Origin of the sequence: Gottfriedia acidiceleris (assembly GCF_050457485.1) — a bacterium.
Classification (GTDB): Bacteria; Bacillota; Bacilli; order Bacillales; family Bacillaceae_G; genus Gottfriedia; species Gottfriedia acidiceleris_D.
In genome coordinates this window covers 228,195-248,770 of the sequence record NZ_JBCMJM010000016.1, presented here as the reverse complement: position 1 = coordinate 248,770, position 20,576 = coordinate 228,195, and the positions used below count along the sequence as shown (strand labels likewise).

Here is a 20,576-nt window from a genome sequence, read left to right as displayed (position 1 = left end):
ATTTAAAATCAGAATATTTAAAGTATAAAAATTTTTTACGTATTATATATCTTTACTATTTAATACTAAGGAGATGAAAGGTGATGTTTTTAAAGAAAAAATCAAACTTAGGAGAGAAAAATGGTGTCTCTTACTTGAATGGAGAAGTTAAATTTCTAAGTGTTTCATTAAATGTTTACAGTTATTTAGTAGATGGAGTATTAATTGATACAGGATCGCAGTCCTTACATAGATATTTCGAATCTTTTATTGACCAAGCAGATTTTGATCAAGTAATGATAACTCATTCTCATGAAGATCATTCAGGTTGTGCTGCTTATATTGAAAAAACAAAGAATCTACCAATTTATTTAAGTGAAAAAACAATTGATTATTGCGCACGACGTGCAGATTATCCTTTATATAGGCAACTCTTTTGGGGGAGGAGAAAACCGTTTCATGCTAAGGCTATGCCTGAAACGGTTAAGTCCAGAAATGCGACATGGACAGTAATCGATACACCTGGTCATGCTTTTGATCATAAAGCATTATTAAATCAGGAGACTGGTCAATTATTTACGGGAGATTTATTTGTAAGTGAACGGACAAAAGTCGTATTAGCAGAAGAATGTATCCCTTCAATTATTAACTCATTAGAGCGAGTATTAACTTATGATTTTCAAGATGTATTTTGCAGCCATGCAGGGTTTGTAGAAGATGGTCGTGCAGCGCTTGAACGAAAACAAGACTATTTATTAGCTATTAAACATAAAGTATTAACTTTACATAAAGAAGGGAATTCAGCTGAAATTATCCGTAATAAGCTATTTCCAAAAAGATACCCAATTATAAAATTTTCAGGTGGAGAATGGGATTCACTACACATTGTAACATCGATAATAAATGAAAATAATGTAGGTAAACCTAATCTATTTTAAAAGACATTAAGGACTAAAAATTACAAAGGGACGGCCAACTCGCAGTAGAAGATTATCTGAATAATTGTGAGGAGACTAATGTTAAAGCAAATAGCTCATTTTAAATGAACGGAAGTTATTAATTGAGATTAATTCAGACAAAATAGTATTCTAAACTAATTAACGAAAGAATTAATAAAAATGAATACATAAAGAGGCTATGTATTTTAATCATAGCCTTTTATCAATAAGAGATACTATGTTCTTAGAGTTCTTAGATTTTTTTATTTTGAAACTGGATAGACGTTTAAATATTCTTCTAAGGTTAAGTTTCTTTTTTTTATTTGTTTTGCTGTTGTTACGCCAACATACCGAATATGCCAAGGTTCGTATTTGTAACCTGTGATCTGCTCTTTACCTTTTGGATATCGAATAATAAAACCATAATTAGAGCTATTTTTATCAAGCCATTTGGCTTCTTTTGTATTAGCAAAACAACTTGTAGCCGCACACTTTCCAGTGCTACTACTTACATCAATTGCTAATCCTGATTGGTGTTCACTTGAACCGGGTAATGCACTATACTTTCTTGCATTAACATAGCCATCTTCTTTTACATATCGATTAAAAATAACTTTCTGAGTCGCATAAGAGCGATATCCTGAAACACCACTTAAATATATATGATCTTTTTTTGCTCCAGCAAATAATTTCTTTAATGCTATCGCTGCTTCTTTTCTCATTTTTCGTTTTTCAAGCTTTTCCTTAAAAATGAATGAAACATTCGGAAAAACTAGATCCTTTGGAACATAATTTTTAGGTAAAAAATATTTTTTGTTTACTAAAACTGTAATTACATCAGGGTGTGAAACCGTTCTAATTGAATTACTTTGCTTAGTTTTATTAATTACATTTTCAGGTACATCTGATGTTGCGTTTTTCTTTTTATTAGCGTTTTCTATATTTATTTGGTGATTCTCTTTTTTTGCACTAGAATCATTATGATTTTGGTTTTTTGAAAAACAACTACTTAAAGATAATAGTAAGCTAATCATAATTGAAAGAACTAAATATTTCATAAAAGAAAGTACCCCCAGATAAGGCTTTGTCTACTACTCAGTGGATGTATGATAAAAATCTTGCTCATTTTTAAATCTCCCTCATATTATTGTCTAAAAAACTCGAACTATATAAGAGAATGATAAGAACTGGATGTTTCAAATTTAGGCACAACTTGTTTCAAAGTTGTAAATAATTTAAGAATGCATTTTACTTTAGGAAGTTAATTAAAATATGAAGAAACTGAAATATTTTATATAATGATGTATTAATTCATTTGTAATTCAATTTAAAAAGGATAAAGAAAGGAATTGAAGAGATAGGGGATGGTCTTTTTAATGATGTAGAGCGGCTATTTAAGCGCTCTGAAAAGAGTTGAAAGGAATAAGGGGAGTCATGGTGTAGACAATATGTCGACCAAAGACCTGCGTTCGTATATCGTCAATCACTGGGATGAACTAAAACAATCCCTTCAAAATGGTACCTACCAACCTCATCCAGTCCATCGAGTCGAAATCCCGAACTGGGAAAAATCAATTCTATAAATGTCTTTGAAAGATTTTATAAACGGTTATATATTTCTTTTACCTTTATAAACGATATTGTTTTGATTAGGGTAACAATTATTGCGTAATTGAAAGAGTTTTTATACCTTATATAGGTTTAATAATCGGCATTATAGGTACTGTTTTATCATCTAAAAGCATGAAAAAATTGACAATTCAAATCAAAAATGAAGATCGTTAGCTATATCAGGTAAGACTTTAACCATTGTAGGAATATGTATTCAAACTATTTTAGTGTTCTTGGCATTTATGATTTTATGGAGTTATTTTACTATGGACCAAGGTGTGGCAGATCATAGAGGAGAGTAGTTGAACTAACGCAGTTCTTTAATTAAATAAGTATTTAGGAGCTGATCAATTGATCAGCTCCTATTTCATTTACCTGATCTAATTCTAGTAGAGTCACTTCGGTGCGATTCATTGGACTTTTGTCACCACCCCAATAAAAAGTTCAGAAACGTTTACAAACTATCCGAAAAAAATTACGATTTAATTCTTCAATATTTGAAGACAACTGTAGTTAATTATTACAGTAAAAATTACAAAAGTATTACCAGTCGGAAATGAAATTTTGAATGTTCGGAAACTTATTTTGTCAGGTCTTATTATTTAAATTACGGATATATTTCTAATATGAAGGTGAACAATTTTTTTCATGGGGAACTTTTGTTAAGGGGTGTAGTAGTAGATGAGCCAAGATCATTATACGGAAAATATGCTGATGAAAGTAGCCTGGTACTACTATAAAGAGAACTTAACTCAAAATGAGATAGCTGATTTACTAGAATTGTCAAGGTCCAAGGTTGTTAGAATGCTGGAGCGGGTGGCAAATCAATAATTTTGCCATTTCGATCGTAAAATTGACCTAAAATATCGCCGACTGCATTCTGATGTTTTATAAATCATAAAATGTTAATCGGAACGGACTTGAAGAGTCTAAAGGTCTTAAATGTTATAGCCGTGGCCGGTGGAGAGAAAAAAATTGATGCCATCTACGGAGCTTTAAAAGGTAAGTATATTACGACGTTAATAACTGATGAAGCTACAGCTATTTCATTACACAATATGGAGGTGAAATAAATTAATGGCGTACATTCTAGCATTTGATGCTGGTACTGGTAGTATTCGCGCTGTTTTGTTTGATCAATTAGGAAATCAAGTTGGGTTTTCACAAATAGAATGGAACCATTTATCAAATGAAAAGTATCCAGGATCTATGGATTTTGATTGGGAAACAAACTGGAGGTTAGTCGTTCAGTGTGTAAAGTCTGTTATTGAAGAAACAGGAGTTGACGCAAAAAAAATAAAAGCGATAAGTGCTACGAGTATGAGGGAAGGAATTGTCCTTTATGATGAAACGGGTAAGGAAATCTGGGCTTGTGCAAATGTAGATGCTCGAGCTTCGGATGAGGTCAAAGCTTTAAAGGAACTAGATCCTGAATTAGAATACAAGATTTATAGGTTATCAGGTCAAATGTTTGCATTAGGGGCATTGCCTAGGCTTTTGTGGATAAAAAATCATTTACCGGGGATTTATGAAAAAGCTACGGACATGACTATGATTAATGATTGGATTCTTTATAAATTGTCAGGGAAACTACAAGTGGATCCTTCAAATGGATGTACTACAGGGATATTTGATATTGAGAAAAGGAAATGGGAAAGTGATGTAGCAAAAATGTGCGGACTAAAAAATATTTTATTTCCACCGGTAAATGAAGCTGGTACCGTTATCGGTTACGTGACGGATGGAGTAGCAGCGTATACAGGTTTGAATTCAGGAACTCCGGTTATTTGTGGAGGCGGAGATGCTCAAATGGCTTCTGTTGGCGTCGGTGCGGTAAAAGCGGGGCAGACTGTTGTGTCAGGTGGATCATTTTGGCAGCAGGAAGTCAATGTGAGACAGCCTTTAGTTGACAAAAGTGGCCGTATCCGGGTTAACTGCCATGCCGTGCCTGAATTATGGCAGATAGAAACCATTGCTTTTTTCCCTGGGCTTGTAATGAGATGGTTTCGTGATGCATTTTGTGATTTGGAAAAAGCAGAGGCAATAGTGACCGGTAGAGACCCGTATGAAATTTTAGAGGAAAAGTCAAAAAATGTTCCAATCGGGGCAAATGGGATTATTTCTATATTTTCAGATACGATGAATTATAGCGCTTGGCGCCACGCATCTCCGTCTTTTATTAACCTCACTCTAGACCCACTAATGACTGGTAAAAAAGAAATGTTTAAATCTATTCAAGAAAATGCTGCACTTATTACACTAGGAAACTTAAAGATTATAGAAGAAGAAACTGGTTATTATCCTAGTGAAGTTATTTTCACAGGTGGTGCTTCGAAAGGAAAGCTTTGGAGTCAAACCCTTGCAGATGTCCTTGGAGTACCAGTGAAAGTACCTGTAGTTAAAGAAGCAGCAGCACTGGGCACCGCATTATTTGCGGGGATTGGTATAGGAATTTATGAGAATATCCATCAAGCAGTTAACCAAGTTGTAAAGTGGGATAGGACACATATACCTAACAATGAAAACCATAACCAATACCTAGAAATCTATGAAAAATGGAGAAGTGTATATCTAGAACAGCTTCAACTTGCTGATCGTGGTATAACGACTCATATGTGGAAGGCACCTGGTTTGGAATAATGTGAAAGGGAGTGAAGGGATGAAGAAAGTTCACGAAAATGACTTCGTTTATCGGTTTGGCGACAACGGGCCGAAATATTTAACAAAAGGTCCGAACGTAGATCTTGGTGTGGTTGTATTGAAACCAGGTCAAGACTTCCAAAACCATTATCATACAGTCTGCGAAGAAATTTTCTATATCCTCGAAGGGCAGATAGATTTCTATATTAATGGTAATAAAGTTCCTACAATACCAGGTGATATGATACAATGCCGACCAGGCGATACTCATTACCTTATCAATCAAACTGACAAAACCTTTAAAGCCCTCTTCATTAAATCTCCGCATATTTTGGAAAGAGATGTTGTTAATATAAAGAATCCAGAAATCAAGTTAAGGAGTGAATAGATAGTGAGCTGGGGATTTCAAAATCGATTAAACAAAATATTACCAAATAAGAGGGCAGTAATGCTTGCGATAGATCATGGCTATTTCTTAGGGCCAATAAGAGGTTTAGAAAAGCCTGAGGAAACTGTCAGAGACTTACTTCCATACACGGATTCGCTATATTTAACAAGAGGTACACTTGCAGCATGTATTCCGAAAAATACGGAAAAACCAATGGTACTTCGTGTTTCAGGCGGTCCTACAACGTTAGGGAAGGATCTAGCGAATGAAAGGATTGTTACTTCAATAAAAGAAGCAATTCGTCATAATGTTGTTGGTGTAGGGGTTTCGGTATTTATCGGTTCTGACTATGAAACTCAAACAGTAACGAATCTAGCTCAAGTTGTAACTGATGCACATGATTACGGAATACCTGTACTTGGAATTACCGCAGTCGGAAAAGAGCTTGAAAAACGGGATGCCAGGTTCTTAGCATTAGCTTCAAGAGTTCTAGCTGAAATGGGAACCGATATTGTTAAGACTTATTACTGTGACAACTTTGAACAGGTAACGAGTAAGTGCCCGGTTCCAATAGTTATTGCAGGTGGCCCAAAATTTGATACAATTCGTGAAGCACTAGAAATTACGTATAATGCTATGGAGCAAGGTGCAGCTGGTGTGGATATGGGAAGAAATATTTGGCAATCTCAGCATCCTCTTGCAATGATCCAAGCGATACATTCTATCGTTCATAAAGGATTCACAGTAAATGAAGCGGTAGATTTATATGAATCTTCATCAAAAATAAAAGCCTAATATGTGTAAAAAAAGGTAGCCTTTTACAATACCACCCTAATGGTACGAACACAGTATCAGCCGAAGTGGTTAGTAAACAAGGCTTTAAAGTTACGATAAGTCCAAAAACAATAACTGTATCACAAAAATAATTAATCAATTAAGAAAAGTGTAGGGATGTAAAAATTTCTTGCACTTTTTTATTAGATTAAAAGATTGTTAGTTTGGCAATGGATTCGAGTGTCATTACAAATAAGATCAAGTATATCACTAGAAGAAAATACACACCCACTCAATATATAATCTGATGAGTGGGTGTGTTTACTCATTCCAAATTAATACGAGAGATATTCTATTATTTTTTTTTTCTTAAATAATAAGCTTCATTAATAAATGGTTTTATTTGATCTAAATTATCAACCCACTCTAATCGAACATAAACTTCTCCAGGAGTAAGTTTCGTATGATCTGTATCTTTATAGTTTCGTTTTAACATCTTGTCAATTTCATTTTGCATGGCTACTGCATTATTTTTATGTAATTTTGCTCCAAGATGTAATACAAAACAGACCTTCCTAACCATCGTCATGGTTGCAAATTTATATTTGCATTGACTACTCACATACCCTATGCAATCTGTTCTTACACCATTTTTGAATTTGTCATGGTAATCCTCAACTTCATCGTTAAAGGGACTATCTTTCGTAAGATAGTCATTTATTTCTTTTGCCATTTCTCTTGCTCTAGCTGTTTTAAATAAACTATAAAAATAATCATTTGTTTTATTCGGAGAACCAATCATTTTTAAACCCCTCCATTGCTAAATCTCAGGATTAGTAACTCTTTATTAACCGTTTAAAGTGCTATAAAAATCCAATCGTTTTTTCATTTCAAAATGAAAATCTTTTGGCATTTTATCACTTAATGGGATATTTTTAAAGGTATCATTATTATAAGAAGAAACAACTCCATCTGTACCATATAGCCAAAATTTCATATCTTTTACAATGTCATCATAACTAATATATGTGATATCATCAAAATCAATTTTTTCAATAATCTTTTTTAAAATTTCGTCATTTACTGTAGTTGTCAATGTACATGAAAGCGTTTGGTCATTGTACATATCAAGAATATGACAAATATTAGTTTCATAATCATATTCAATAGAAATGATACAAGGTACTTCATTACCAGTTTTGATACTTAAATAGTTAATTTTAAAATTCTTCATTTAACTCACCTCATAAAAATATTATTTATAATATAATTCTAAATATAAAATCAATTAAAAAAAAGGATTAATTAAATTTTTTTATTATCAGATGTAAAAATATTGAAAGCTAATCCTAAAAAAATATAATTCAGTTATATAGGTTATTTTAATATGATTTTTAAAGATAGTTACGGACTTAAATTTGAAATACAGGAATGCAGGGTTTTTAAAAGTGGGTAAGGGTATTCATTTGGAACACCTCAGTTATTAATTGATGGATCATATAAAAGTATAGCAAAAGTGAATCCTGCACCTAAAACAAAAATTGATCGTGAATTAAAAGAATTTATTGAAGGTAAATATAGTGATCTTAATTGGTAGGGGGAAATTAAATGGATTTTAGACGGAAAGCAACTAATTCATTTGATGAAGGTCGCAAGAAAAAAGAAGAAAAACGAAAGAAACATAAAAAAGATAAAATAACAATGGAAAGATTAAGACAGAAAAAAGCTAGAAAAGTAGCACAGCGACAAGAAAAATTGAAGGCTAGAAATCTTCTAAATAAAGAAAAAGAATTAAAAGCATTAAACAACGAAAAAGAAGAAACAGAACAAGCAAAAGTTACTAGAAAAAAATTTGAAGAACATTCAAAAGCTACTATTGGAATGTCAAAAGAAAATAAAAAGTGGGAACGAATAGGAATTGATCGTTACAATAAAACAGTTTGGAAGGGTATGACAGAAAAGGGAAAATCGTCTGAAGTTAGAAGGTATAACATTAACGATAAGGATTGATTGTTATTATTAAAACTCAATAAAATGGGGAGATTTTCAAATTATTGGTATATCAATTTGTTTAGTATTTTGTTATTAAAGTGAAACAAAGGATTATTTGTTTATATTTGATAAAACGTTCCAAGAACAGTTGCCAGCATCGACAAAGCTATTCGAATCGGTGAATTATGAAATTAAATACATATATTCTATTTGGAATCAAGATTACTCCGTAGCTATGAAGAGTATTCAGGATATAACAAGATGTTTATCTGGGGATGATGTAAAGGGTTTTAGAAGTTTTTGGTATTATTTAGCAGGAAGTACTGCATGGTTGGCTTTGAAAAGTGGACTAATTGTTTTTAGAGATCAAATATTTTCAAATTATTTAAATGCGGTTAGATGTACTAATACAATTGCTTGGTTAAATAAGTTAGCAGTAATTTCAACTGAAAACGCAGATTTTCAAGAAGATAATTATTTATCGTTATTAATTGAAGGATTAGAGAACTCGTTAAATTCATTAGGTCTTCAGTCAAATAGAAAATTTGAAAAAGCTGTTTCAGAAATCTTAACAAATTTAAATTCATCTGATGGTAACGAATTTGAAAAAGGACATGAAAAACTTGGTTTACTATTAGGATATCAATCAGGAAATTCTGAAGGTAATACTGCACCTGATCCATGGTGGAGATTAAATAATAATATTTGTCTGGTATTTGAAGATAAAATATATGAATCTGAGGATAAACGAATTCCTACAAAACATGTAATACAGGGTGTCTTAAATGATGAAGTGAAAATCGAGAAGGCGGTAGACCAGCGGCTTCTAGAGATCTTTTGAACAATATGTGTAAACCACGAGGATTAAATTTTTCTTTTCTTGAATTTAAAAAAATTGGCTCGGAACCGTGCAATTCAATTTCGTTTAAAATATCACGATATTTAGATATAAGCGGAATGACAATTGGGTGAAGGGGGAGAAGACGCTCTTTTTTACCCTTACCAAAGATTCTTATTGTTTGATGATGAAAATCAATCTGCTGCCACGTAAGTTCAACCAATTCCTGGCGTCTCATCCCACTAGTTGCAAAAAGCTTAAATATTAATTCATTTCTTAAAGAGGAAGGGCGAACATCATCTTCTAAATATTTAAAAAGCATTTTCAATTCATTTAACGACATGTAAACAGGAAGTAATTTATCATGTTTTGGCGCTTCGATTCCAGCGGTAAAATCCTTCGTAGTAAATTGAACTTTTAAACAAAAACGATTAAATGACTTCAAGCTTGAAATCCGTCTTTGAACAGTTCTAGGTTTCACATTATGGCGAGTTACTTGATCTTGAATAAAGCGACGTAATAATGCAGGAGACATATCTTCGAGCTTAGTAGAGCGGCTATTTGCATTCAAGAAATGTAATAAACATTTAAAATCATGGTGGTAACTATCTATAGTACATATGTAATTCCTTTCAACTTGTAAATATAATAGAAACTCATCAAAAACATCGATTAAGTTCAATATAAAAACCTCCTAAAAAAATTGGTAAATTAATTATTATAGTCAACAAAAAAAAGAGAAGTTGACCATAGCATTTTTTATGTCAACACAGTACAATGAAGCTACTTATGATTATGTTCATTCGCTAGTTTACATAATATATATTATAGGAAGTTGAAGTGAAATCACTATAATCCGTCTCAATTAGCAAGTATTCTTAGTGTTTTGAGATAAAACGGAAAAAATCATCAATTTGAATAATTAGATCAAAAAAATCAATTCAGTTTAAATATTAACTAATTTAATAAAACTCAAATTTATATAGTAATCTAATCAATTAAAACTTGAGTAATAAAAATTAATAAAAATTCTCCAATAAAAAAGTTTAAATGTGTTTATTAATTTGTTTAAGGTTCTACAAAAATTCAAATTTCATTTTGTTTAATTACACTTACTGATTTAGCTAATTTTTTTATTTGATTTCAATTACCGTTCCATCATTAAAAATCAATGTTTAAACCCAATATATTCTATTTTTAAAATCATATTTCAAACTAATATTCTCCTCATGTGATTTCCCTCACAATATAGATCTCAATAAAAAACATCACGTTTTAAGCGATGTTTTTTAAAGTTAGTTTCTTATCGATCCGTCTCAGTATATGTAATTCCTAGGTACCTTTCAGTTCTTGGTTCAAATTCAACATTTACATATACACCGAATTCCCTACTTCCATCTTTTAATCTTAACCATAACTTGAATTTTTCTACTGATACAGTTGGAGTTTTTTGTTCTCTTCCTATGTGTAAATAATCTATAACATCCGATTGTGGGTATCTTTGGATTGTTTTTTCAACTGCAATTTTCCCCCATTTTGCATATGGAGGCTCATAAACAGGTTCTGAAGCAGCTGGGTTTACATTGCAAAAAATACAAAATAAGAATGAGAAAATGAAAATGGCTCTGTATGTTCTTTTCAAAATACCTCCTCCTTTTTGCTCCTATCCTTACTATTCGACCTCTCTACTCAATCTATCCGCTTCTTGTTTGTGCAATTTATATCAGTTTTTACGCTTTTTACTAATAAAAAGAAATTTTTTACAAATAGTAATCCTATATGTATTTGATTAAGGAGGATTTATTTTGCAAAAAAATTTTTACTATAAAACTGCATTTGTTATCTTATGCATAATAAGTATTTCGCTGATTACTTTAAATATTTACTTACCTAAAAAACAAGTTGATGCATTTAGTAGTCAAGTGCTTAGCCGTGGTTCAACAGGTCAGGATGTTAAGGAACTTCAAGAACGACTTATATTTATAGGTTTTCTAGATGATAAAGCTGATGGCGTTTTCGGCTGGAATACTTACTGGGCTCTTCGTAATTTTCAAAAGGAATTTGGTATGAAGGTTGATGGTGTCGCAGGAACAAAATTAAAAGAAAAGCTGACAAAAGCAACTAAGAATTATAAGGGTAGCACATCCAATAATACGGCAAATAATAATACTTCTAATAACAACAATAAGCCGGCAAAACCAAATACAAATAAACCTAATAATTCGAATGCAAAACCAAATAATAAACCGATTGCAAACGCACCAAACGGTTATACAGATAACGACATTAAATTAATGGCAAATGCTGTTTATGGAGAATCACGTGGTGAACCATATATCGGTCAAGTTGCTGTTGCAGCAGTCATTTTAAACCGTTTAACAAATGCGTCTTTTCCAAATTCAATCGCTGGTGTTATTTATCAACCAGGTGCTTTTACGGCAGTAGCTGACGGGCAAATTAATTTAACACCTAATGCTCAGGCTAAAAAAGCCGTAATTGATGCAATAAATGGCTGGGATCCAACCACTGGATGTATTTATTATTACAATCCTAAAACAGCAACAAACCAATGGATTCGTGGTCGCCCTATTATTCTTACAATTGGTCAACATATTTTTTGTAAATAATTGTAGTGAGGTGTAATTATGAAAGGTAGTTGGATTGTTGCAGGTGCTTTAGCAGCCGCTCTAATCGGAACTGGTTATTGGGGTTATACGCAAAATCGCGATCTGAAAGAAATGAATTTAAAAGCAGAAAATAATTATCAAAGAGCTTTCAATGAACTAACATTTGATATGGACTTATTACACGATAAAATCGGTACGACATTAGCAATGAATTCAAGAACGTCTCTCTCCCCTGCTTTAGCAGATGTTTGGCGTCTTTCGATTCAAGCTAAATCTGACATTGCACAGCTTCCACTAAAATTTGTGCCTTTTGACAAAACACAGGCTTTTTTAACTGGAGTTGGAAACTTTAGCTATAAAACTGCAGTCCGTGATTTAAATAAAGAACCCTTAACTGCAAAGGAATATAGTAATTTACGTAATATATATTCAACAGCTGAAAAAATTCAAGATGGACTACGGAATGTACAAACAAACATCATGAATAAAAACTTAACATGGATGGATGTTGGCCAAATGTCCGAAGAAAAAAAAGCACCACGAGACAATAGTATTGTGGATGGTTTTAAACATATTGAACAAGTAAAAGCAACTACAGATAATGATTTTGGTCCTACGTTTTCGAATGGTCAAGAAGAATCTAAAGGCTTAAAGAAGTTAACCGGTAAAAAAATTAATGAAAATGAAGCTAAAAAAATTGCTGAAGACGCTGTACCGCTCAAAAACGTTACGAAAATTCAAGTTACTAGAAGTAAAAGCGATAATGATCGATTTGAACCTTTTTACTCAGTTACTATGGCACACAATAACCCAGTAGCTGATACGTATATGGAAATAACTGAAACTGCTGGATTGCCTATCTTCTTTATTACAAATAGACCAATAGCTAAACAGCAAATCAGTTTAGACGATGCAGTGAAAAAAGGTTTAAGTTATTTAAATTCAAAAAACTATAAGAACATGGAGTTATATGATAGTTCACAATACGATACGATTGGCGTACTTCAAATGGTTAAATCAATTGATGACGTACGCATCTATCCAGAAGCAATTCAATTAAAGGTTGCATTAGATAACGGTCAAATCATCGGATTTAATGCTAAAAACTATATTACTTCAAACCACGTACGTAAAGTCCCTACTCCTAAGCTTACACTTGAGCAAGCAAGAGCAAAGCTTAATAAAAATGTTAAAGTTGAGGAAGAACGTCTAGCGGTCATCTTAAATGATTTTAATAAAGAAGTCCTGACGTATGAATTTTTAGGTACATATAATCACGATACATATGATATCTTTATTAATTCAACGACTGGTGATGAAGAAAAAGTTAAAAAACTGTAAGAAATTAAAAAAAAGCACAGGTTAATTATTACCTGTGCTTTTTTAAGTTAGTTTATAAATGAATTGTATTAAAATATCTTCAAATATTGTAGAACTACGATACTAACCCCTAAAAAAATAACATAATAGCCAAAAATATTTAGTGATTGTTTTTTTAATAAATTGATCATCCAACTAATAGCTAAATAACCGAATAAAGCTGCGGCTAATGTACCAAGAAATAGCGGGAAAAATGCAATTTGTTCCGTGTTTCCACCAAGGAGATCTTTTCCTTGGAATACGATTCCACCTAAAATTGCAGGGGTAGATAATAAGAATGAAAAATAAGCAGCGCTTTTTCGCTCCATTCCTTTAAATAATGCTGCAGCGATTGTTAATCCTGAACGGGAAACCGCTGGAAATATAGCAAGGGCTTGAAATGAGCCGATGAATAACGCATCGACCCATGTTAGCTCCTCCATTGTTTTCTTCCCTTTTCTCCTTTTATCAGCAATAAATAAAATAATACCAGTAAAAATAAACTCCCACCCAATCGTCTTACCCGAAACAGATATCTCATCGAAAAAATCTTTAAATAATAAGCCTACAATGACAGCGGGTAATGTTCCTACAAAAAGTAATAAGGTTAATTTGGAAAAAGGTTTTTTGATCAAACCTTTCCATTCTTTACTGTAAAAAACAAACACCGCTAATAAAGTACCAATATGCATTAACGTATCTAATAATAAGCCTGCCTCATCTAAGCCGAATAAATGTCTACCAATATATAAATGGCCGGTACTACTGATAGGGAGAAATTCAGTTAACCCTTGAATGATGCCTAGTATTATTGCTTCAAAGTTAGACATAATCAATTCTCCTTTCATTCAAATTAGTAAATTATATTCAAAAAAATGCAATTCTTGTCCAATTTATTTAAAACAATATAAAAAAGCATCATGTTAGATGCTTTTTGGATGGTAATCTTGAAAATAACTTACTAGTAGCCTTTTCATTTAATTGTTTTGAAATATAGTTTGTAGCGGCTAGTAGTTTTACTTCGTCGACATCAGTAGTAATCTCAAGTCGATGTAAAAATGAAATTAAATCTTCCGTTTCAATCATTCTATTTTGCTCATTAGATGGAAAACAACCTCCGAACCCTCCATTTGCTGATTCAAACCGCTGAATCCCATATGAAAGTGATGTATAGATATTAGAAATGCCATTCCCAAAAGTATTATAAAATTGCATTGAACAACGCTCTTTAGGTATTTTTATTAATAAATCCTCCAAAAATAACTTAACTTGAAGAGGCGTTACTTTGCCTAGCGTATCAACAAATGATATCTCATCTACTCCATCATCTAATAATTGCGATGCCAAGTCGATTCCTTTTTGATGACTTACTTTTTCATCGTGACAGCCAAATACCGTTGTAATATAAGCACGCGTTTGCTTTTCATAATCTTTCGTTACTTTTGTCATCTCCTTTATATCTTTCAATGATTGATTGATCGAGCAATTTTTAACTTTAAAATTATATGACTCACTTGTTGAGATAAAAAAGTTAATTTCATCTGCATCTACAACAAATGCTCTCATTAGACTTCTTTTATTTGGTACTAATACTCCATATGTTATGTGATGTTCTCTCTTTAACTTCAATACTAATTCGGTAGCTTCACTAAACTGTTGTTTATTCGGAAAATTCATTAACGTGGATACTTCGATATGATTTAATCCACTATCAATTAGATGGTTAATCCATTGTAATTTTTGGTCGATAGATAATCGTGATCCATATTGAAAATTAATACGAGGTCCAATTTCTTTTATAAATACAGACTGTGGCAAGTTCAATATATCGACTCCTATTCTACTTTTTATTTTTTTAAAACTAGCTCCTCTGTAAATATCCTTGTATAAATTCTATTGAGTCGAAAGTTATTTATGATAGACAAAGTAGAATCTTTAAAATAAAAAAAGCTCCCGATAAAATATCAAGAGCTTTTCTGAAATCATTGTCTTAAATTGATAATCAAACTAAATTAGTGAAACTTCCATTTTTTGAATAAATATCCAATTCCCAAGATATAAACCCGGTATTTTTGGAAGAATATACATTTATTTGGTAATTTATACTTCTAAATCTTCGCCTTCTTCAATTACATGGAATAATAGATGAACTAAATGATGAATTGAACTAGAAGCATCCAGTTCAACTTCCTCTTCTTCAGATGTTTCATCAACGAATTCTAAATCATTTAAATATAAAGCCATGAATTCATAAAAATCTTTCATTGCAAATGAATAGCAAGCAACTGGTTCTTCATCTTCTTCATTATATTGAAGGACTAAATGAGATACATTTCCTTCATTATCCTCTGAATCTAAAAACACAAAAAAGCCTATATTCGTATCGATTTCGAATAAATGTCTAGTTCCACCTTCAGTTGACTTATGGTATTCCTCGTCATTCAATTTTTGGATTAACATATTATCTACATTATCTTCTTTGTGAAATGTTACATTAAAAGATTTCATCATCATTCTCCTTTTATATCGATTGATCAACGCATGTCTTCATTATGTAACATTCCCTATTTTATAGCAATTATTTCCATAATTAAAAAAATCAATAAACGGGAAATCTACAACTAAAAGGAGTGGGTTTGATGAGTAGAAAGAATAAAATCTTAGTTCCTGAATCTAGAAAAGCACTCGATGCTCTAAAAGCTAAAGTCATGCATACAACAAATCCTGAAGATGCTAAATTCGAAGCTGCTGAGGAAGTTGGAGTTCCTTTAACGAAAGGATATAATGGCAATTTAACGTCTCATCAAAACGGTAAAGTTGGAGGCCGGATCGGTGGGAATATGGTAAAAGAATTAGTTAGAATGGCGCAGGAGAATTTGAATAAACGTTAATGGATTAAACTTACTTTGTCAAAAAAAAGCTATACAATTTAATGATGATGACCGACAAATTTTAATATAGAAAAAGTTTCTGATATTACAATGCACATAGAAAAATTAGGAAATGTATTGCGTAAGGTTCTATAAAATTAACTACATCATTTTTTCTAAGTGCTAATTTACGAGTTTGAATACCTCTATCCTATTTTATTTGATTAAAAAACCCCTGTATCCAAATAAGGAGACAGGGGTTTTTTACGATATTGTCTTTATAAAAACTATTAGAAAAGTCCATGAACAATATATTTCAAAAAATCAGTAAAACCTTCTCCTACACCTGTAAAAACCATCTGGTGATAAGCATTATTCATGCTTAATGCAACTGATATAATAATAAGGATGGGGACTATAATCATTACTTCCTTTTTCATATATACAACACCCCTTAACGTCACATTTGATTTTTAATTTTCTAACTTATATAGAAATTGTATACAATGTGTATGTATTATTCAATTGTGAATTATTTCCAATAAGAATTATTATTTTGAACTATATAAAAAATCAGATTGTAAGAAGTAGCTTGCTTTAGCAACCACTACAATCTGATTTTATTTTAATCTTTAAAAACTTGAACCTGAAGATATTTACTAATTTGCATCGTCTGGTTTTAAGTGACATATTTGCAAATAGTCAAAAAAAAAAAGGAGTGTGCATAGCACGCCCCTATTTCTACTGATTAAACATTTAGAAAATGTATTTTTATTTTTATGCTATTCTTTTTTCCATTTCCTCAAATTGCTTTTCTACTTTTGGATTTGAATTTGAAGTTAATAGACTAACTACAATAACTGCTAGTAAGCTGAAAAAGAAACCTGGAACCATTTCATATAAGTTAATCGCTTCTTTAATCGCATCGAAGCTGATCCAAATGATAACAGTTGATGCCCCTACTACCATGCCTGCAAGTGCACCCCAGCTAGTCATTCTTTTCCAGAATAAACTTAATAATATAGCTGGACCAAATGCAGCACCAAAGCCTGCCCAGGCATTACCAACAAGATTTAGAATCGTATCATTCGGTGTTAACGATAAAAGTAATGATACGAGCGCAACGACTAATACAGCTATTCTACCAATACGAACAAGCTCTTTATCAGATGCATTCTTTTTACCAAATATACGATAAAGATCTTCTGTTAAAGCACTCGCAGTTACTAAAAGTTGAGATGAAATAGTACTCATAATCGCAGCAAGTATAGCAGATAACAAGAATCCAGTAATTAGTGGATGAAATAATGTTTCTGAGAAATAGATAAAAATTGTTTCTGGATCATCTAATGTTAAGTTGTTAACTGAAATGTATGCAATTCCAACTAGTCCTGTTAATGTTGCACCAACAATCGTAAAAATCATCCATCCCATTCCAATACGACGCGCTGGCTTTAATTCCTTTACAGTTGAAATCGCCATAAATCGAACAATAATATGAGGTTGTCCAAAATAACCTAATCCCCAAGCAAGTAAAGAAACAATTCCAATAAATGAAGTTCCAGTAAATATATTTAATAACTTAGGGTCTATATTTTTAATTTCATCGAAAGCAGGCTTTACTCCACCTACATCTGTAAAAGCAACAAGTGGTACCAAAATTAATGCAATAAACATAATTAGACCTTGAACGAAATCTGTTAAACTTACAGCTAAGAACCCACCAAATAATGTATAGGCAATTACAACCGCAGCTGTAATAATTAATCCTACTTTATAATCGATCCCGAAAGCTGATTCAAATAATGTACCTCCAGATACAAAACCAGCTGAGCAATAAAGTGTAAAGAAAATGATAATAACAACAGCTGAAGTAATTCTTAAAATTCGAGTTGAATCTTGGAATCTTTTTTCAAAGAAATTTGGTATTGTGATTGAATTATCGGCTACTTCAGTAAATACACGTAGTCGGGGTGCTAAAAGTAAATAGTTTAAATATGCTCCAAGCGTTAATCCAATAGCAATCCATGCAGATGAGATACCAGTTGCGTACATTGCACCAGGTAATCCCATTAACATCCATCCGCTCATATCGGCTGCACCAGCTGAAAGAGCAGTAACTGCAGGTCCAAGACCACGATCACCAAGCATATACTCGGATAAACTATCAGTAGATTTTTTATAAGCGTAAAAACCTATAGCTAACATAAAAATAAAGTAAATTGAAATTGATATGAGTACTTGCGAATCCATTTTATCCCTCCGTTATAGCAACCTATTATAATCTGATTTTATTTAGTCTTCGTCCTTTACATCTATATCTTCAGGAATTGGTTCGTTATAGTAATCAGCAATCATTTTTTTTGCTTTTTCCATTTGTTCTAGATGATTATTAAATTGCTCTTTGTAGATTAAATATTGTTCACCATCATGGACTGCTCTTATTTTTCGTTCTTGAATTAATTGGTTAATATAGGATTCATCAAGATCTAAGTATTCCGCTGTTTCTTTAATTGTTAAATACATTTTGTTCTCCTTACCTACTCATTCTTACATTATCTTACTATTTTTTGAATATGTTCTTTTGTTTGTTATACTTATACAATTACCTAAAACTCTGTTGGTGTGCCTTGGTGAAAACACATTTTCCATTGACCATCTTTAAACTTCCAAATGGAACTACGTAAGGAATGTTGTTTTTTAATTTCATTAAATATTCGATAGGTCACTAGTGTAATTTCGTCTGATAATGGATGTATTTCAAAATCACTTAAAGTCATTTTTACGATTCCAATTCCATTTTCGAATTGATCATCTTTATATAAAACCCTACCTGAACTCCCAAATTCAAAAAATTCATCGGCTAGTAGGTTTTTTAATTCAATTTGTGAGGTACGAATTTCTGGTCTAAGTAATTTTTCTTCTAACATACAAAGATGCTCTTTTAAAAATTCTAAACTTTCCATCATTCGTTCACCCTCTTAGTTTTATTTAGATTGATTTTAATTTAGTATGCTTTACCCCAATAGACCATTACATCCGTTTTCTTTCCACAACATACACATGTATCAGCAAGTTGTTCTTGTTCAAATGGGATACATCTTGAAGTTAAGCCAGCTTCTTCTTTAATTTGTTCTTCACAAGCTAGATCCTGACACCACATTGCTTTAATAAAGCCTTGTTTTTCGTCACTGATTTGTTTTAGCTCTTCCATTGAAGTAGCTTCATATGTTTTTTCTGTACGATTGTTTAATGCCTTTTCATAAAGAGATGTTTGGATTTCTTCAAGTAATTTTGTAATATTTTCTTCTAAAACGTCTAATGAAACAATCGTTTTTTCTCGCGTGTCACGTCTTACTAAAACTGCTTGATTTTTTTCAATATCTTTTGGCCCAATTTCAACACGAACTGGAATTCCTTTCATTTCATATTCGTTAAATTTCCAGCCTGGCATTTTATCAGAAGTATCAATTTTAACTCGAGCAATCTTTGAAATACGATTTTTTAATTCAGTAGCCTTTTGGATGACGCCTTCTTTATGTTGAGCAATTGGAATGACCATGACTTGAGTTGGTGCCACTTTTGGAGGTAATACTAATCCGCTGTTATCACCGTGAACCATAATTAAAGCGCCGATTACTCTTGTTGTCATACCCCAAGAAGTTTGATGTACATATTGTCTTTTAGAGTTTTTATCTGTGTATTGAATATCAAATGCTCTTGCAAATCCATCCCCAAAGTTATGAGATGTACCACTTTGTAATGCTTTCCCATCGTGCATTAAGCTTTCAATTGTATAAGTAGCTTTTGCACCTGCGAATTTTTCTTTTTCTGTTTTTTGCCCTTTAATAACAGGAATTGCTAAGAAGTCTTCTAAGAAATTAGCATAAACATTTAGCATTTGAATCGTTTCTGCTTGTGCTTCTTCAGCGGTTGCATGAGCTGTATGACCTTCTTGCCATAAGAATTCAGTCGTTCTTAAGAATGGTCTTGTTGTTTTTTCCCAACGAACTACTGAGCACCATTGATTATATAATTTTGGTAGGTCATTATAACTTTCAACTGTTTTAGAAAAATGCTCACAAAATAGTGTTTCTGATGTTGGACGTATAGCTAATGGTTCAGCTAATTCGTCATGTCCACCATGTGTTACCCAAGCAACTTCAGGTGCAAATCCTTCTACATGTTCTGCTTCTTTTTGTAATAAAGATTTAGGGATAAATAATGGCATATATACGTTTTCATGTTCTGTTTGTTTGAATTGAAAATCTAATTCTTTTTGGATATTTTCCCATAATGCATAACCATAAGGTCTTAAAATCATACAACCTTTAACACTTGAGTAATCGACTAATTCTGCTTTTTTTACGATATCTGTGTACCATTGTGCAAAATCAACATCCATATCTGTAATTGCTTCAACAAATTTTTTTGTAGTCATTTTCTCTACTCCTAATCATTTTTTAGAAAATAAAAAACGCGCGAGAATAATCTATAAGGGACCATTCTCGGCGTTACCACCCTAATTACTATATAGAAAAACAAAATAAGCGGATTATA

General features: G+C 32.1%; 23 protein-coding genes and 2 pseudogenes. 12 read left to right on the top strand and 13 right to left on the bottom strand.

From position 1 onward, the window contains the following. The first annotated feature begins 83 nt into the window (after positions 1 to 83). Positions 84 to 917 (top strand): MBL fold metallo-hydrolase, encoded by an 834-nt coding sequence (locus ABEY15_RS16880; protein WP_429891303.1) that lies wholly within the window; start codon positions 84 to 86, stop codon positions 915 to 917. Positions 918 to 1,180: 263 nt separating this feature from the next. Here the strand turns inward: ABEY15_RS16880 and ABEY15_RS16875 are convergent, their stop codons facing one another. Next, positions 1,181 to 1,975, bottom strand: a complete 795-nt coding sequence (locus tag ABEY15_RS16875) for a M15 family metallopeptidase (RefSeq protein WP_429891302.1) — start codon at positions 1,973 to 1,975, stop codon at positions 1,181 to 1,183. Positions 1,976 to 2,320: 345 nt separating this feature from the next. On the opposite strand from ABEY15_RS16875, the pseudogene ABEY15_RS16870 reads away from it, so the two are divergent. From ABEY15_RS16870 to lsrF, 6 genes and pseudogenes are all read left to right on the top strand, one after another. Next, positions 2,321 to 2,476, top strand: a pseudogene (locus ABEY15_RS16870) (group II intron reverse transcriptase/maturase); the annotation flags it as partial. Positions 2,477 to 3,209: 733 nt separating this feature from the next. After that, positions 3,210 to 3,359 carry a hypothetical protein gene (locus tag ABEY15_RS16865; protein WP_429891301.1) on the top strand — a complete coding sequence of 50 codons (150 nt, stop codon included), beginning with the start codon at positions 3,210 to 3,212 and terminating at the stop codon, positions 3,357 to 3,359. A gap of 62 nt (positions 3,360 to 3,421) precedes the next feature. Beyond that, positions 3,422 to 3,601, top strand: a pseudogene (locus ABEY15_RS16860) (sugar-binding domain-containing protein); the annotation flags it as partial. A 4-nt stretch (positions 3,602 to 3,605) separates the two neighbouring features. Then, on the top strand, positions 3,606 to 5,168 hold the full coding sequence (gene lsrK, locus ABEY15_RS16855) for an autoinducer-2 kinase (RefSeq protein WP_429891300.1): 1,563 nt from the start codon (positions 3,606 to 3,608) through the stop codon (positions 5,166 to 5,168). A 19-nt stretch (positions 5,169 to 5,187) separates the two neighbouring features. Further along, positions 5,188 to 5,556: a cupin domain-containing protein gene (locus ABEY15_RS16850; protein WP_429891299.1), complete on the top strand. Its 369-nt coding sequence runs from the start codon at positions 5,188 to 5,190 to the stop codon at positions 5,554 to 5,556. A 3-nt stretch (positions 5,557 to 5,559) separates the two neighbouring features. After that, entirely contained in the window at positions 5,560 to 6,351 is a 792-nt protein-coding gene (gene lsrF / locus ABEY15_RS16845) for a 3-hydroxy-5-phosphonooxypentane-2,4-dione thiolase (RefSeq protein WP_429891298.1), read from the top strand. 334 nt (positions 6,352 to 6,685) lie between these two features. Here lsrF and ABEY15_RS16840 read toward each other — a convergent pair whose 3' ends face one another. Then, positions 6,686 to 7,132 carry a hypothetical protein gene (locus ABEY15_RS16840; protein WP_429891297.1) on the bottom strand — a complete coding sequence of 149 codons (447 nt, stop codon included), beginning with the start codon at positions 7,130 to 7,132 and terminating at the stop codon, positions 6,686 to 6,688. 45 nt (positions 7,133 to 7,177) lie between these two features. Continuing rightward, positions 7,178 to 7,564 carry a hypothetical protein gene (locus ABEY15_RS16835; RefSeq protein WP_429891296.1) on the bottom strand — a complete coding sequence of 129 codons (387 nt, stop codon included), beginning with the start codon at positions 7,562 to 7,564 and terminating at the stop codon, positions 7,178 to 7,180. Between the two features lie 374 nt (positions 7,565 to 7,938). Here ABEY15_RS16835 and ABEY15_RS16830 point away from each other — a divergent pair, with 374 nt between their 5' ends. Continuing rightward, complete coding sequence (locus ABEY15_RS16830) at positions 7,939 to 8,340, top strand: hypothetical protein (RefSeq protein ID WP_429891295.1); 402 nt, start codon at positions 7,939 to 7,941, stop codon at positions 8,338 to 8,340. Between the two features lie 97 nt (positions 8,341 to 8,437). Further along, a complete protein-coding gene (locus tag ABEY15_RS16825; protein WP_429891294.1) occupies positions 8,438 to 9,163 on the top strand; it encodes a hypothetical protein in 726 nt (241 codons plus the stop codon). Here ABEY15_RS16825 and ABEY15_RS16820 read toward each other — a convergent pair. Further along, positions 9,078 to 9,842: a tyrosine-type recombinase/integrase gene (locus tag ABEY15_RS16820; RefSeq protein WP_429891293.1), complete on the bottom strand. Its 765-nt coding sequence runs from the start codon at positions 9,840 to 9,842 to the stop codon at positions 9,078 to 9,080. The genes ABEY15_RS16825 and ABEY15_RS16820 overlap by 86 nt on opposite strands. A 621-nt stretch (positions 9,843 to 10,463) precedes the next feature. Further along, entirely contained in the window at positions 10,464 to 10,802 is a 339-nt protein-coding gene (locus ABEY15_RS16815; RefSeq protein WP_429891292.1) for a DUF3889 domain-containing protein, read from the bottom strand. A 163-nt stretch (positions 10,803 to 10,965) separates the two neighbouring features. Between ABEY15_RS16815 and sleB the strand changes: the two genes are divergently transcribed. Then, on the top strand, positions 10,966 to 11,787 hold the full coding sequence (gene sleB / locus ABEY15_RS16810) for a spore cortex-lytic enzyme (protein WP_429891291.1): 822 nt from the start codon (positions 10,966 to 10,968) through the stop codon (positions 11,785 to 11,787). Between the two features lie 15 nt (positions 11,788 to 11,802). Then, positions 11,803 to 13,128 carry a germination protein YpeB gene (gene ypeB / locus ABEY15_RS16805; protein ID WP_429891469.1) on the top strand — a complete coding sequence of 442 codons (1,326 nt, stop codon included), beginning with the start codon at positions 11,803 to 11,805 and terminating at the stop codon, positions 13,126 to 13,128. 68 nt (positions 13,129 to 13,196) lie between these two features. Here ypeB and ABEY15_RS16800 read toward each other — a convergent pair whose 3' ends face one another. From ABEY15_RS16800 to ABEY15_RS16790, 3 genes are all read right to left on the bottom strand, one after another. Continuing rightward, on the bottom strand, positions 13,197 to 13,976 hold the full coding sequence (locus tag ABEY15_RS16800; RefSeq protein ID WP_429891290.1) for an undecaprenyl-diphosphate phosphatase: 780 nt from the start codon (positions 13,974 to 13,976) through the stop codon (positions 13,197 to 13,199). An 88-nt stretch (positions 13,977 to 14,064) separates the two neighbouring features. Then, complete coding sequence (locus ABEY15_RS16795; protein ID WP_429891289.1) at positions 14,065 to 14,970, bottom strand: hypothetical protein; 906 nt, start codon at positions 14,968 to 14,970, stop codon at positions 14,065 to 14,067. A 276-nt stretch (positions 14,971 to 15,246) separates the two neighbouring features. After that, positions 15,247 to 15,654 carry a cytosolic protein gene (locus tag ABEY15_RS16790; protein WP_069033110.1) on the bottom strand — a complete coding sequence of 136 codons (408 nt, stop codon included), beginning with the start codon at positions 15,652 to 15,654 and terminating at the stop codon, positions 15,247 to 15,249. A 131-nt stretch (positions 15,655 to 15,785) separates the two neighbouring features. Here ABEY15_RS16790 and ABEY15_RS16785 point away from each other — a divergent pair, with 131 nt between their 5' ends. Next, the gene (locus tag ABEY15_RS16785) at positions 15,786 to 16,037 is read left to right on the top strand and encodes a small, acid-soluble spore protein, alpha/beta type (protein ID WP_429891288.1); all 252 of its coding nucleotides are present in this window, start codon (positions 15,786 to 15,788) and stop codon (positions 16,035 to 16,037) included. Positions 16,038 to 16,306: 269 nt separating this feature from the next. On the opposite strand, the gene ABEY15_RS16780 is transcribed toward ABEY15_RS16785, so the two are convergent. The 5 genes from ABEY15_RS16780 to proS all read right to left on the bottom strand — a co-directional run bounded on the left by ABEY15_RS16780 (position 16,307) and on the right by proS (position 20,457). Continuing rightward, on the bottom strand, positions 16,307 to 16,456 hold the full coding sequence (locus ABEY15_RS16780) for a hypothetical protein (protein ID WP_429891287.1): 150 nt from the start codon (positions 16,454 to 16,456) through the stop codon (positions 16,307 to 16,309). A 337-nt stretch (positions 16,457 to 16,793) separates the two neighbouring features. Further along, positions 16,794 to 18,269 carry a sodium/proline symporter PutP gene (gene putP / locus ABEY15_RS16775; protein ID WP_429891286.1) on the bottom strand — a complete coding sequence of 492 codons (1,476 nt, stop codon included), beginning with the start codon at positions 18,267 to 18,269 and terminating at the stop codon, positions 16,794 to 16,796. 42 nt (positions 18,270 to 18,311) lie between these two features. Then, positions 18,312 to 18,542 carry an excisionase family DNA-binding protein gene (locus ABEY15_RS16770; RefSeq protein ID WP_025569189.1) on the bottom strand — a complete coding sequence of 77 codons (231 nt, stop codon included), beginning with the start codon at positions 18,540 to 18,542 and terminating at the stop codon, positions 18,312 to 18,314. Between the two features lie 83 nt (positions 18,543 to 18,625). Then, on the bottom strand, positions 18,626 to 18,982 hold the full coding sequence (locus tag ABEY15_RS16765) for a DUF4440 domain-containing protein (protein WP_429891468.1): 357 nt from the start codon (positions 18,980 to 18,982) through the stop codon (positions 18,626 to 18,628). Positions 18,983 to 19,023: 41 nt separating this feature from the next. Further along, entirely contained in the window at positions 19,024 to 20,457 is a 1,434-nt protein-coding gene (gene proS / locus ABEY15_RS16760; RefSeq protein WP_429891285.1) for a proline--tRNA ligase, read from the bottom strand. Between the last annotated feature and the right edge of the window lie 119 nt (positions 20,458 to 20,576).